14 protein-coding genes are annotated in these 14197 nt (G+C 35.2%); all 14 read right to left on the bottom strand.

What is annotated here, in order from left to right; genetic code table 11:
* On the bottom strand, positions 1–337 hold a 337-nt coding region (locus tag ACJAT7_RS14595; protein ID WP_415227533.1), incomplete at its 3' end, for a 3-hydroxyacyl-CoA dehydrogenase NAD-binding domain-containing protein.
* Positions 338–381: 44 nt separating this feature from the next.
* Positions 382–2340 carry a polysaccharide biosynthesis protein gene (locus tag ACJAT7_RS14590; RefSeq protein ID WP_415227532.1) on the bottom strand — a complete coding sequence of 653 codons (1959 nt, stop codon included), beginning with the start codon at positions 2338–2340 and terminating at the stop codon, positions 382–384.
* Between the two features lie 194 nt (positions 2341–2534).
* A complete protein-coding gene (locus ACJAT7_RS14585; protein WP_415227531.1) occupies positions 2535–3083 on the bottom strand; it encodes a sugar transferase in 549 nt (182 codons plus the stop codon).
* Positions 3084–3097: 14 nt separating this feature from the next.
* Positions 3098–4024: a UDP-glucose 4-epimerase family protein gene (locus ACJAT7_RS14580; protein ID WP_415227530.1), complete on the bottom strand. Its 927-nt coding sequence runs from the start codon at positions 4022–4024 to the stop codon at positions 3098–3100.
* The gene (locus ACJAT7_RS14575; protein WP_415227529.1) at positions 4021–5178 is read right to left on the bottom strand and encodes a glycosyltransferase family 4 protein; all 1158 of its coding nucleotides are present in this window, start codon (positions 5176–5178) and stop codon (positions 4021–4023) included. Before ACJAT7_RS14575 ends, ACJAT7_RS14580 begins: the two co-directional genes overlap by 4 nt.
* Before the next feature lie 24 nt (positions 5179–5202).
* Positions 5203–6192 (bottom strand): acyltransferase family protein, encoded by a 990-nt coding sequence (locus ACJAT7_RS14570; protein ID WP_415227528.1) that lies wholly within the window; start codon positions 6190–6192, stop codon positions 5203–5205.
* Positions 6193–6213: 21 nt separating this feature from the next.
* On the bottom strand, positions 6214–7359 hold the full coding sequence (locus ACJAT7_RS14565; protein WP_415227527.1) for a glycosyltransferase: 1146 nt from the start codon (positions 7357–7359) through the stop codon (positions 6214–6216).
* Positions 7356–7922 (bottom strand): acyltransferase, encoded by a 567-nt coding sequence (locus ACJAT7_RS14560; RefSeq protein WP_415227526.1) that lies wholly within the window; start codon positions 7920–7922, stop codon positions 7356–7358. Before ACJAT7_RS14560 ends, ACJAT7_RS14565 begins: the two co-directional genes overlap by 4 nt.
* Positions 7919–9001 (bottom strand): glycosyltransferase, encoded by a 1083-nt coding sequence (locus ACJAT7_RS14555; protein WP_415227525.1) that lies wholly within the window; start codon positions 8999–9001, stop codon positions 7919–7921. The genes ACJAT7_RS14560 and ACJAT7_RS14555 overlap by 4 nt, the downstream gene beginning before the upstream one ends.
* Positions 8998–10161, bottom strand: coding sequence for a hypothetical protein (locus ACJAT7_RS14550; protein ID WP_415227524.1), 1164 nt, complete (start codon positions 10159–10161; stop codon positions 8998–9000). Before ACJAT7_RS14550 ends, ACJAT7_RS14555 begins: the two co-directional genes overlap by 4 nt.
* Positions 10162–11289 (bottom strand): polysaccharide pyruvyl transferase family protein, encoded by a 1128-nt coding sequence (locus tag ACJAT7_RS14545; protein ID WP_415227523.1) that lies wholly within the window; start codon positions 11287–11289, stop codon positions 10162–10164.
* Positions 11290–11293: 4 nt separating this feature from the next.
* Positions 11294–12529, bottom strand: coding sequence for an oligosaccharide flippase family protein (locus ACJAT7_RS14540; RefSeq protein WP_415227522.1), 1236 nt, complete (start codon positions 12527–12529; stop codon positions 11294–11296).
* A 394-nt stretch (positions 12530–12923) separates the two neighbouring features.
* The gene (locus ACJAT7_RS14535) at positions 12924–13880 is read right to left on the bottom strand and encodes a Wzz/FepE/Etk N-terminal domain-containing protein (protein WP_415227521.1); all 957 of its coding nucleotides are present in this window, start codon (positions 13878–13880) and stop codon (positions 12924–12926) included.
* A gap of 84 nt (positions 13881–13964) precedes the next feature.
* The coding region (locus ACJAT7_RS14530) for a hypothetical protein (protein WP_415227520.1) at positions 13965–14197 on the bottom strand (233 nt) is incomplete at its 5' end.

The raw sequence follows: 14197 nt of genomic DNA, 5'->3' as shown, positions 1-14197 counted from the left end.
GATTTTGCATGTAGGTTGCGATTGTTTTAGCAACAGCCTGCACATACTTTAGGTCGGCTGAACCGTCTTCATCTGGTGGTGTGCCCACAGCAATAAAAACGACTTGACCGTGATTAACACCGCGCTCAGCATCAGTCGTAAACTTAATTCTACCTTGCTCAAAATTTGAGGTAACTAATGGAGTTAAACCGGGTTCGTAGATTGGAATAATGCCTTTTTCCAAGTTATCTACTTTATTTTGGTCTACATCGACGCAAACGACGTCGTGGCCGACTTCTGCTAAAACGGCCGCTTGTACAAGGCCGACATAGCCGATGCCGAAGACTGTTACTTTCATTGATATTCCTTTTTAATGACTCGATGTGTAGTATAAATAATTATCTACGCTCTGGTTAAATTAATTATTTTAGCTGATACAGGCTTTGCATTATCCGCAGGCTGCCTTGCAGCCCAAACTAAATCACCAATCCCGTCTGAAGGGTTAAAGCCTGTTGGTGCATTTAATAATATTTCTCTGATACCTTCGTGATCAAAGTTGTGGCACATTTTATCTAGTTTATTGAGCAGAGGTTCAAGATCTTCCCAATTCAACATGGCCTCATTGGCGGTCATAATCCTCTCATGGAATGTATCTTGAACGTTGTCACCAATAAGTAATTCTTCAAACAACTTTTCACCGGGACGCAGGCCGGTGCATTCTATTGCAATATCGCCGTTTGGATTGTTTGCATCTTTGATCTCTAAGCCTGAAAGCCTAACTAACTTTTCCGCCAGATCTTTAATTTTTACTGAGTCCCCCATATCCAGCACAAACACGTCGCCGCCTTTACCCATAGCACCAGATTGAATAACCAGTTGCGCAGCTTCGGGGATAGTCATGAAATATCGAGTAATGTCTTCATGAGTAAGCGTTATGGGACCACCCTCTTGGATTTGGCGTCTAAATAATGGTATGACCGAGCCAGACGAGCCGAGAACATTGCCAAAACGGACCATACAAAACCGGGTGCTTTTATTAAATTTTGCTTGGGAAAGGGCTTGTAAAACTAATTCGGCCATTCGTTTTGATGCACCCATTACGTTTGTTGGTCGAACAGCTTTATCGGTAGACACCAATACGAACGTTTCAACACCAGAATTTATTGCCGCTTTTGCAGCGTAGTACGTACCGAAAACATTATTCCTGATTCCTTCAACAACATTGTGCTCAACAAGAGGCACATGTTTGTATGCAGCAGCATGATAAATAGTATTAACATCAAAAGCTTTCATTACGTTTTCTACACGATTAATGCGCTGCACAGACCCCATTAGCGGATATAGCTTTATTTTTAAACCATTTTTCTGAATATATTCACTAAGCTCCTTGTCAATTTGATAAAGAGCAAATTCTGACAATTCAAATAGAACTAATTTGGTGGGTTTAAATTTAATAATTTGACGGCATAATTCAGAGCCAATAGAACCACCGGCGCCACTGACCATTACGTTCTTACCAGTAATATTTTGTGCCATAAGTTGAGGTAATGGGGTTACCGGCTCACGCCCCAATAAATCTTCAATCTCCACATCAATTAATTCAGATGCGTTAAAGTTGCCTTCAATTACATCTTTAATACCGGGAATGGTTTGTACCTTAACTTGGTATTTTTCTAATGAATTAATGATCCTATTTCGCTCCGAACGACTGGCACTTGGTAATGCCAACAGCACTTTTACGGCTTTGCCTGCACTAATTAATTGCTTTAACTCAATCAAAGCAATCACAGGGATACCTTGAATCACAGAACCGTGCTTAGTTCCATCGTCGTCGATGAACGCTGATACATAGTACTCAGACCCAATCGCTATGCCTGTTGCTAGTTGACGGCCAGCCGAACCTGCACCATAGATAACAACAGGTTGCTTGTTTGATCCGTTGAATTGGGTGACTAATGCACGAATAAGAAGTCTTGCTCCCCCGACGGAGAGTAGTATTAGAGCGCAGTAAATTAAAGGCATCGTCCTAGGAATAGTTGTTGTAGAGAAGAATGCGATCAACACCAACGCAGCTGTAGATAGCATAGTGCCAGCAACTACAGCCCAAACGGCTTGGGAACTCATATATCTTAAGACAGCTCGATAAAGGCCTAACTTCACAAAAATTAGAATGCTTAAAGGCAGTAAACCGGAAAGAATTAGCCAATAGTTTACATTTGAAAATACGGAGATGTTATCAAGCCGGATTATAAGTGAAGCCCAAAAAGAAATTAGAATGAAGAACGAATCAACTGAAAGAGTAATGAACCGTTTTGTTTTCCTTTGAGCGTTTAAAACGTTACTCACTGCTTTTAAGAGCATATGCTTCTTCCTCTACGCTACCAATATTAAAGTTTTAAGCCTTGTATCCCAGCCACATAAAATTATATACCTTATTGTTACGAATACAACTAAAGTGACGATGTAGCACTTATCAATTTGATAGTGGCCTAAGACCTGCAACTTATGGCGCCCTTTTCATACCAACAATAACACGCTCAAAAATGCCTGAACGTTCATTTCACCCGATCACCACTCCCTTTGCCCCAAAGTGTCATAAAGATATATTTAAAGTAATTAGAAAGTGTGAATGTTTCAATCATCTCTTTATCTGTTTTAGCTAGCAAATGGGGAGTAGACATATCAATTTCATTAACTTGCGCAAGCCCAGTAATTCCTGGGCGAACGTCAAAGACATTATTAGCATCACGGGCTTCGGTCAACTCTTCTTGATTAAATAAACCAGGCCGTGGACCAACTAAGCTCATATCACCTTTTAACACATTCCATAATTGTGGCAATTCATCTAACTTGCATTTACGTAAAAAGCTACCAAATCGAGTTATCGACGAAGTATTTGCCAAATGACTGGCTACTGACGCAGTGTCAATCCGCATAGTTCTAAATTTAACAAGTACAAAAGGTTTTTTATTTCTACCTACTCGTTGTTGTAAAAATATTGGAGACCCTGTATCGAATAAACCGATGATATATAGTAAAACTAAAAAAGGTAAGGTAAAAATCAACCCAAGAAAAGAAAAAGTAAAATCCAATAAACGTGTCATTAATAAATCCAAAATTATTTTTTAATAGCTAACTTAAAGCCATGCTCTATAGAGTAAGGTGGGTGCCAGTTTAATGTTTGAGTTGTGTGTGTAATATCAACCTGCAAAGATCCAGTCAGCCTATCAACCATATCTTGTTTCTTAAAAAGTTTACCTATTAACAAAAATGTCGATATGGGAACCGAAAATGCGAAGTTATTTATACCCTGAGCTTTAGCCATCAATGCAATCATTTCAGCAGTTGAAATATCATGATTATCACTAGCTAAAAATATCTTATTTGCAGCATTTGGATTATTAATACACTCAACAATTAAATCAGCTAAATTATAAACAGAAATTAGACTACGCTTATTGTTTTTTATCGCCTTAAGAGGCAACGGTACTCCTTTGGTTACACACTTCATTAATGAAGCAAAGTTAGCTTTTACACCATATCCATAGACAAGAGGAGGACGAATAATGACAATTTCCATACCCGTTTTCTTACCAAGCTTTACTAACTGCTGTTCGGCCTCTAACTTAGATATCCCATATGGATCGACTGGCATAGGGTTATCATGGGCACTGAATGGCTGCTGATTAGTTGTACTTTCACCATTAACTTTGATCGAACTTAAAAAAATAAACCTTTTTACACCAGCCTCAGCTGCTTGTTCAGCCAGCTGCAAAGTCCCAATAGTATTTACAGCCCTAAACTCTGCTAACGGATCAATTGCCCTGTCACTCATTACGTGAACGCGAGCGGCTGCATGGATAAGTGTACAGACCGGTTTTAATAAATTAATTAAGTCACACTTATTTGCAGCGGCTAAATTAAATTCGCAAAAGTTGTTATCATCACTAGGCGCCTTTCTACCTAATAATAAACATTCTTCTTTGTCTAGCAATGGCAGTAAATGCCTCCCAACAAATCCACTAAAACCAGTTATGGCTATCATAATACTGTACTTATTAAGTTATTGTAAATTTTCAGATGTTTATGCACGACAGAATTTACATCAAATTCCTGTTCGGCAAATAATCTTCCTTTTTGACCCATAACATTTCGTAAATCAGAATCCTCAATTAATTTGATAATCGCCATCGCAAGCGCGGCAGAATCGCGAACAGGAACCGCAATACCGGTTACCCCATCAATTATTGCATCTTTACACCCGGGATTATTAGTAGTAATTATGGCTCTGCCACATGCGGCAGCTTCAATCAGCACCTTAGGTACTCCCTCACCGTAAAAAGATGGCAAGCACACTATGTTTGAGTCAGCAAATACGTTAGGAATATCATTTCGGTGTCCTAAATAGTTTATTACACCTCCATTTACCCATCGGTCAATCTCAGTTTGCTCAATAGTATTTGGATTTTCTAAATCAGGCGTTCCTACTAATAAGAATTCAGTGTCCAGATAGTGTTCTTTTACCTGCTTTGCAGCCTCAATATACTCATAGACTCCTTTTTCTTTTAAAAGGCGACAGGCCATTACCACCTTAATACCATCGCTATTATTTTCAGCTAAAGAATTATAAACAGACAAATCAACACCCGAGCCTTTAATTAAGGCTTTATCACTACATTTTAGGTTTGCAACTCTCGTCAAAATAGCATCATCTGAACTGTTTTGGAAAATCACAATTTTATACTTTTGAGTCAATGCTACCTTGTAGCATAATGATGCAATAAATCGCGTCAACTTGGCACGTAAATTACTAGCGGTAAAAACGTAGCCCAGCCCCGAAATAGCAGCTACCATAGGAATGTTTTTTGTTATGGTCTTTAATGCCAGCCCAGTATAAAGAACTGGCTTGATTGTTACAGCATGCACTAATGAAGGTTTAACCTCTTTAATTACTCTCCTGATATAGATAATGGTTTTTAATTCATTTAGAAAACCACCTCCGCTTCGAGTAAATGGTATATTAATAACATTAAAACCCATGTCACGAAGTTCTTCTTTATGCTTGGTAAAATTGCAAGCTATGGTAACTTTATAGCCTCTCTTTTTTGCTTCTAAAGCTATTGGTAAACGATGAGAGATAAAGAACCAATCTACATTAACTATATAAATAATCGACTTTATACCTAGAAACTCGTTCATACTCATATTCCTCTAAAGTTACATTTATCTAATGAACTTATTTCTGACATATTTATTTATATTCAATTCAACATAAAAGTAACACAACCAACCAATTATAAAGCTCATAAAAAACATTAAAAAACCATACAGCAGATTGTAATGAATAATAGAAAAGTATTTAACAAAAAACGTAACACCAGCCAAAACGAATGGATGTATTAGATACATAGAATATGATGACATTCCTATTTCATAAGGAGTCGTAAACATTTTAATTTTACTTTCAAGCGCAACAAAACCAACAAATAAAAACATCATGGGTAGCCCGCCATTGATTACTCTTGCAAAATGACCATCAAACTTCCACCCATGATTGACAAAGCTTAGCATCACACAGCTTAAAACAATCAGTAAGATAGAAATTAATCCGCTCAATAAAAAACGCTTAATTATTAAATAACTCAATATACCCATTGCAAACTCGAGTAATAGAGGCGAGAACAAAAAAACAAGAAAAGGCCGATCTAAGTCTACTGTACCGCCAATAAAAACTAAGAGTAGAATGGCTGCAACCGTAAACTTTTTTACGCTTAAATTAACTCCAATAAAAAGAGCAAAGATAAAATAAAACAAAAACTCAAAACTTAAGGTCCACCCGTTGTTAATTAAATATTTATCGCCATTAGGTATCAAAGTAAACGATGTAAATATAGATGTATCGCCACCACTTGAATTAACTAAGCTAGGTTTTAAAAGGTAAATAAGCAGCGCAAAGCTCGTTAAGAACCAATATAAAGGGATTATTCTTAATATTCTATCTCTGAGGAATAATACAAGCGAAGGTTTCTTTTTATCCAGTGTTACACACATAATAAAACCAGAAATAATAAAAAACAGATCGACTCCATAACCTCCAACATGAAAGTTTTGGTCGATCAAATCCGAACCGTTCATGCTCAATTTGTAACCTATGTGCGATAGAAGTACTAAAAAAGCAGCAAAAGCTCTTAAATATTGAACACTGATATACATTTGCAAACCACCAAAAAAAATTTATATTAGATTCTTCAACCGCTCAAAAAAATTAAACCTTTTACTATTTAAAAGCTCAGGCATATAATCGAGGGCCTTGTAAACATTGCTATTAGCAGCATCATTGTAAACTTGAGGCATATTCAAAATTAAAATCACTTTTTCAGCTAGTTCTTCAAAAGAATGTTTATTGTGCACCAAACTACCTTGAACCAATTCAGGTAACCCTCCCGCATCACTCACCACACATGGTAGCCCGCGACTCATGGCTTCGATTGTAGCTCTTGGCAACCCTTCTTGATTACTTGGTTGTAGGTATAGGTCGGCAGCATCTAATTCTTTTAATAACTCAACCTTGCTGAGTGCACCAGGATATGTAACCTCAATATTTTTGTACTGATTATCTTTGATAAAATTATTACCCGGCCCAACTAGTTTGACTTCCAATTTAAAAGAGATTTTACTATCCATTAGCTTTAATGCGGCATAAAGAACGCCATAACCTTTGTGGTGACTATCCAAATTACCTGTCGATACAAGTAAATATTTTTCTTTTTTCATATGTACTTTAGGATCACAAATACTGTCAATTTCAACGTTTGAAGCTGATGTTGAAAAACCAGTTGTGGGATATTTCTCTTGCAAAAAGCGCTCTGTTACATACAAGCAACCGTTGGCTCTTAGAGCAGTTTGTCTCATTGTTTTTGATATTATGTATTTATAAAGGCTTGCTTTAAATGAACTAAATCCATCCATTGCATCCGCTGGGCAAGCAACTATCTCGCATACGTAAGGAATTCCTAAATCAATAGCAACTTCAGCAGCTAAAAAACCAATTTCACTAGGTATTCTAATAATTAAAGCATCGAAATTCTTGAGTATGATTCCCAATTTACTGCGATAATAATTTCGAAATACAAACCGATTAAGTAAGTTCGACTGACTAGGAAATCCCTCAAAAGATACATTGTCATCCGTGACTTTATTTAATAAACCAAAATCAGTTTGAGTATTATCAATAACTGAAAATCTTGAAACAATAGTAATAGACGAAAAATGTTTCAAATATCGTTCAAATGACTTATTGGTTAACTTACCGGGTGAAAATGCGTCATGAGTATCATTTGTATAAAAATGATGATCATGAATAAATGCAACACTATTCATATTTTTCTTATCGCTTTGACTGGTATACCAGCATAAATGGTTGAACCTTCTAAATGACCTTTAACCACAGAATTTGCTGCAACGACTGTTTTAGTATCTATATTGGCTCCGGCCAATACTCTAACACCACAGCCGAGCCAAACATTACTAGCAATAACAATAGGCTTTAACGTCAGTGGCTGATACTTGATCGATTCTGTTTCATCAGAAAAACCGTGTTCAAATGAAATCAGACTACAAGCGTGCGCGACTGAAACATCATTGCCTATTGTAATTCCACCCTTTGCATCAATGTAGCAATACTCGTGAAAACTAACATTATCACCAACGTTTAATTCACTCAGATGCTTGAAAATCACCCATCTACCTATATAAATGTTATCTCCAGAACTCTTTACTAAGCTCCTAAATAAAACATACCGGAATCCAATTCCAATCTTAAAGGGTATAGTAGAGCTCACATCAAACATTGCGTTTTTGACAAATCGAGGTATTATTTTTAAAAACAAATCAATAACTGTAAACAAGTATTTAAACAATACGAAAATCGCCCTTCCTTTCATAACTCGCGCTCTCTAGCTTGATAGATCTCAGTCAGTTTTTTCGCATTTTTTTCTATACTAAAGTTTGAGTTATCAAAATCTAATTTTTTTGCTGCAATGTGAGCGTTATGACTCACTAAATTTAATAAGTGATTTTTCCAGACTAAAGGATCATTGACACTTAAAAAATCAATAAAGCTTGAAATTTTAACCGCATGAGGTACGTTGTCAGAGACCAATGTGTATACATTGTTCGATTGTGATTCAATTGCAACTAAACCAAGTCCTTCGAAATGGGAAGGTAACAAAAGGAAGTCGACGACACTATTCATTAAGTCTTTAACATCATCGCGAATTCCTAAAAAGAATATATTGCTCAAATCATTTTCATCCGCATTTGCTTTAACAGTGTCGAAATCATCTCCCTCACCGATTAAAAAAAGTTTAAAATTATCAAATTTTTTTAATAGAATCATTAAATCAATTAGGAAGGCGTGATTTTTTTGAGGAACAAACCTACCAACATGCATTAAAACGATATCATTATTAGATATTCCAAAATCACTTCTGCTATAAACCTTGCCTTTGGCAGCAAAGTCTAATCCACAAGGCAGGATTAAGACAGTTTCCTTTTGATTAAAAAACATAGATGACGAACAGTTCTCACTAACTGATATCTTACAATTTGCAAAAAGATGCACAAAACACTTCATACTTGCATAATAGAATTTTCTAGGAAAGTTATGTCTTTTATATTCACTTCGCTTATCATTATGGCAGTGAGCAACTCTTACATTCGTGCCAGCAACAAGTGCAATAAATAATATCCAACCACTTGCTAAATTTATATGCGAGTGAACCACATCAAATTTTTGGTCTTTGAAATATCTATAAAGTTGATAAGAAAAAACAAACATTCCCTTTAACATTGAAATCTTTTTTATTACAACACCACTCCTAAGTACTTCATCTTCATAAAAGCTAGTTTCATTATTATGTAGAACATAATGCAACTCATCTTTTGAAACAGCAGCTAAATCTTTAAGCCAAGTCTCAACGCCGCCTGGGTTTAAAGATTTAATTATATGCGCGATTTTCATGTTCTTATTTTCCCTTTAGAAAACATCAAACTCAACATTATAGCTATCAATGGCCAAACTATTAACTTTTTTCTGATGAAGTTATCTCCCAAGTTACCGACAGATAATACCACATTATTACTATCTGAATTTATGTAACCCACCCCAACAAGACAGATAGATAAGCAATAAATTGCAATCATAGATTTAAAAAGTTTGTCACTCCAACGCCTCTTAACTATCATCCCATAAAAAATAACAAGTGAAATAAATAACGATTCTACGACCATGATGATTGGAGAAAATAGAAAATCATTCGTTTCATTTAAAATAGACCAGTTACTCAAATTAAACGGATTAGGGCTAAGAAAGAGGTAAATAAAACCTATAAAACTGTTTATAAATGGGATTATTGAAAATTTAGTACCTACAAAAAAAACAACAAAAACAAAAGTCATTAGTAAAAATATTTTCTTGTACGAAAAACAAAACGGAAAAACAAAACAACCAATAACAACGACAGAATAAGGCCGCAAAGTTAATGCAACTAATAAAAAAATCAAAAATAAGATGTACTTTTTATTTATATAAGCGGCCGCTGACAATAAGCATATAGAAATTACGATTACATCTTTTCCAAAATTCCCCATCCAATATAGCAGGGTTGGTGAAGACATTAAGAAAATCAACGCCAACTTCACATCTTTTAAATACCCATTACTCTTGAGTGATAATAAATATGATTTACAAGAAAGAAACCAAAAAAACGCATTCACTATAACAATAACAAACGCATTTTCACTAAAGCCAGGAAAAGGGAGTAGAAAAGAGAGCAAGGCCGAAAATGTAATTCTAGAACTTACAAAACCACCAACAATTAGAAACCTAGTTAACTCATTGCGCAGCAACTCGTACAGATTAAAATTTTGCAGGTTATCGAAGAAAGCTTGCTCATCTACCCCTGATATCGGATCAAAATTATATATATTAAAAACCAAGCTTAATGAAACTAAAACTAAAACAAGTACCTTTTGAGCATACGTTAGAATCCCGTTCGTTGATAGCCACACTAAAAATAACACCATCAACGAAATCGCAATAGTTGTGCTTATCATTGAAAAAAATAATAAATAAATGTAAGCTAAAACAACTAGCGGCTTTTGCGAAAATCCCCTTGTCACCTAATTACCCAACACCGACTTTAAAGTATTTATATATTTTAACTTCTCAGCTGATAAATCGACGTTTGGAGCAAGTGCGCTTGCTAAAGTGTTAAAGACATCCCTAGGCGCCATATTGTAGGACAACATGCGCTCCTCGCTTTGAATATCTTGCAATATGTGGGTTAACTTATCATCCCACTCTAGCGCGTAAATTTTCTTGTTGAATGCAATTCCAGGAATAACTGCATGCAGCCTTTGAGCTAAAATAACATCAGGCTCCTTAACGAAAGCAATTAATTGGTCTGATGATAAAGCCCTTTCTTTCACTGTTATATTAGACTTAATATTTGGCAATATATATTTATGAATAAACTTCATATCTTGCAGTGAACCATTGTTATAGATTGTAATATCATTAAATTTCGACGAAAGTAAGCCTAATAAATTTAGCCACCATGTGGCTATATCGTGCCTTTTGAAGTTATTATTACTATGCCTCACCATTTCGTAAGGATCCATGATAAAAAGCCCTAACTTATCTGACTTACCGCTATTGGCTGTTGGTTTAATCTCATTTACAAAAAACGCAGGGTCCAGCAGAGAATCCAGCGCATTAAACCCTAGCCTCAAAGCTCGCTGATAAGAAACGCTATCCCTAGCGTACAGCGGGATATCACTCATATATTTTTTCGCAAGAAATCGCCAAATTAAAGAATGTTTACTACCTACCCCAACGGACCAAAACACAATTTTTTTGTCTAGTTTATTAGCGCATCGGATTACTTTGATTATATTCAGAAGAAAAGAACCATAATTATCAATAAGTAAATGCCCGCCGCCAATAAGAATAACATCTGACTCTTCCACTTCATGAGAAAGGCTCTTATCACTCCAGCTTACATTTAATAAAGTTTTAATAAACCTTAAGAAGTATGATTTTCTTTTACTTTCGACATTTTCTTTTATATTTTCAATTTCAACATTCGGCTGTTTAAAGTCGATAGAATAAGCGCCTTCAGTCAAATCAAAATAACTAACGGCATCGATCTCTTCAAAATTATTTACCAAAGTCCATCCAAGTACTTTTTCAATCAACTGGTCACCTACATTAGGAGATTTTCCAGCACCCACTATCAAAACATTCATAAAATCACCTCTGAAATACAAACGTGTTTATGTTGTATTTTTTCTTTAAAAATCTATAAGACAAATGATTCCAGATAAATATACATAAAGTTGAACTATAAGCAATTCCAATAACACCAAAGTATTTGTAAAAATTAAAAGTTAATAACAGCTTAATTAATAGAGCAAAAATTATATACTTTGACAATTTTAGACCCTCTTTTTTAACTTTCATTAACGTTAAGGTTTGACCATACATCGCACTCAATAACGCATTTATTACCAACACCAACAAAATTGGATAGCCAGTTATGTAACTCTCACCAAAAACAGACAGGATATACTCGCCAGTAAAAAATATAATTATTAAAAAAATTAAAATTGAAATAAATCCAAACAGACCAGAAAATCTGACTTGTCGATTTAATACAGCACCTTCTTTTTCCTCACTAGCTTTTACAAAATAGGGAACTAATATATTTGCAATAGCATTGACTAAAAAGCCAGCAAGTAAAGCTACCTTTTGAGAAGCGGAAAAAACAGCTACTTCTTTGGATGTTGATAGAAAGTCTACAATGAGGATATCTAAGTTACCCATTAAAGTTACTGATAATAAAACCAAATATAATGGATAAGTTGACTTGACATCGCTATATGATAATAAGCTTTTAGAAACCCTAAACTTGCTATAACTAGCCAAGTTATATTGAATTAATAGAAACGATATAAGATAACCAATAAACACGAAAAATATAAAAATAGAGAAGCTTTTTATATAATTACTAACAAAGAAAAATAGAACCAACAATAAAATATTTCTAACTATTTTGTCACAAAACTGAAAGACGAAGACTCTTTTTAAAGCTATATATACTGACTGTTTAATCAAAAATAGAGAAGAAAAGAAGGATATACCAACGATTGATATTATAGTTATTAAACTTTCACCTTTAAAGTATAAAAAAAACGAAAGCAATGATAAAACGGGTAAACAAATTAGCACCAGTGTTGAATCTACTTCCACATTTAATTTTTCAATTTCATCCTCATTCATAATTGGTAATTTGAGTAATAAATATTGATTCATACCGACTGAGGAAAAAACTGCGAGTATAGTAACTATTGAAATATAGTAACTAAAATCTGCAAAAAAATCAGCCCCAAAAACTCTCGCAATTTGCACGCTCAATCCAAAACTAACTAAAGCCGATAGCCCAGCTAAAAAAGCAGAGAAAACTATCTTATAATATATTTGCTTCATTTATTAGACTCGTACTTCAAGATACAATAAAAACATGTGTTGATCTTTCTTAACTGAATTATTAAAAGACATGATTCATATCAATGCAGACTCTCTCAAAATCAATTTGACTGAGGTCTAATTCACAGAAACGATTTTAGTAAAACGCTAACTGCATATTTCCTTCCTAAATACTTATATCCAGCCTTCTTTTTGCGGCCAATAAGTGTTTTAAACAGCACTTTCGGAAAAAATGCAACCGGCTCGTGGTTGATTAAATAAATCACCTTTTAACATTATTCTTTTGCTTTTCAGCACAACAACCATTTATTTTTTACATGGCGTTAAAGTAGTGCGATTGTGTGATGCATTATCACTTGTTAATTTAAAATATCGAGCATTCACCAAAGCAGAATTAAATATTCCCCCTATTGAAGTAACGAAAAAACACGATTACTCCCCCTAAAACCCCACCAAGAATCGTTCCCAAAATACAAATTAATGCTCGCTTTGGACCAGATTTCGCTTCAGGGACCAGAGCTTTATCTATTGTCTTAAAAACATACTCTTCACGAACATTTGCAAACATTATTGTTTTTGTTTGTTCTTCAATTAAATTATAAAGCACTTCACGAATGTCCGAAATTTTGGTTTGCTCCAATTGAGCAGTCAAAAATAATGTGCTTTCTTTAGCTTCGACTACATCTCTCGTTTTCATCGTTTGGTTAATATCATCTACCAACCAATTGACCCAATTGTGAGCAATAAATGGAGAAATATGCTCAACTGCCAGCGTTATCATGCCTGTATCGCTATCTGTGTTAACGGACATTATCTCACTGAAAGCCATATAAGCTTCTTGCATCGAAGGTTTTGAAACGAGCGGCAAAGAAACATCCCTTGTCCATTCATTTTCAGAAAAATTGTAAATATCTTGTTGATAAGTCAATGAATTATCGGCAACATTCCAGCCTTCAGGCGCCATTAAATCAGCTAATATGTTATGCTTTTGAATAAAACGTGTTGTAAAATCCCGCGATTTCAAAATTTCGATAGCTAATAGAGTCTTGCTACTAGAACCACCTCCCAAATTAACACCGGCTAAACTGGCCAAACCGCCTAACTGGCTTTGGAGTCCGCCTAAACCAAAGGCCCTCTCTTGCTCGACTGGCGCAAGTAATGCCTCTGACTTGTAAATATTCGGCTGATTTATAGCATAAACCACCGACCCTCCACTAAATAATAACGTCAGACATAATATGATCCATTTACCGGTCCACACCACTGACATCAATTCTCTCAAATCAATTTCATCTTCGTTTGCATAACTTGTATTGAACTCAGAATTCTGTTGGTCTATGTTATCTGGCATGTAAATCTCTAGTTAACTAATTTAAAGTACCTGAACGTTTGTGAATCACAATTAGGCGTTTAGGAAGCCTCTGCCGCCCATCCATCAAAGACTCCCAATAGCAGCCAACGCCACAGCACTCTGATAAATAATCTGCGTAACACCCTGCCACATTCCAATATTATCGTAATTCGTCACATCCCGAGGCACCACAATAGTATCACCTGGCGCTAAATTCACTTTGCTTGCATTACTAAACCAAAAACTTGATTCAGGAATAAAAACAGAACCATCCGCTCTCACTATATATACTTTTGAAGCATCTCCGTATTCTCTTA

The organism is Psychromonas sp., assembly GCF_047632995.1.
Lineage (GTDB): Bacteria > Pseudomonadota > Gammaproteobacteria > Enterobacterales > Psychromonadaceae > Psychromonas.
Note: the sequence above shows the minus strand (reverse complement) of the source record. Positions and strands in the feature narration are given on the sequence as shown.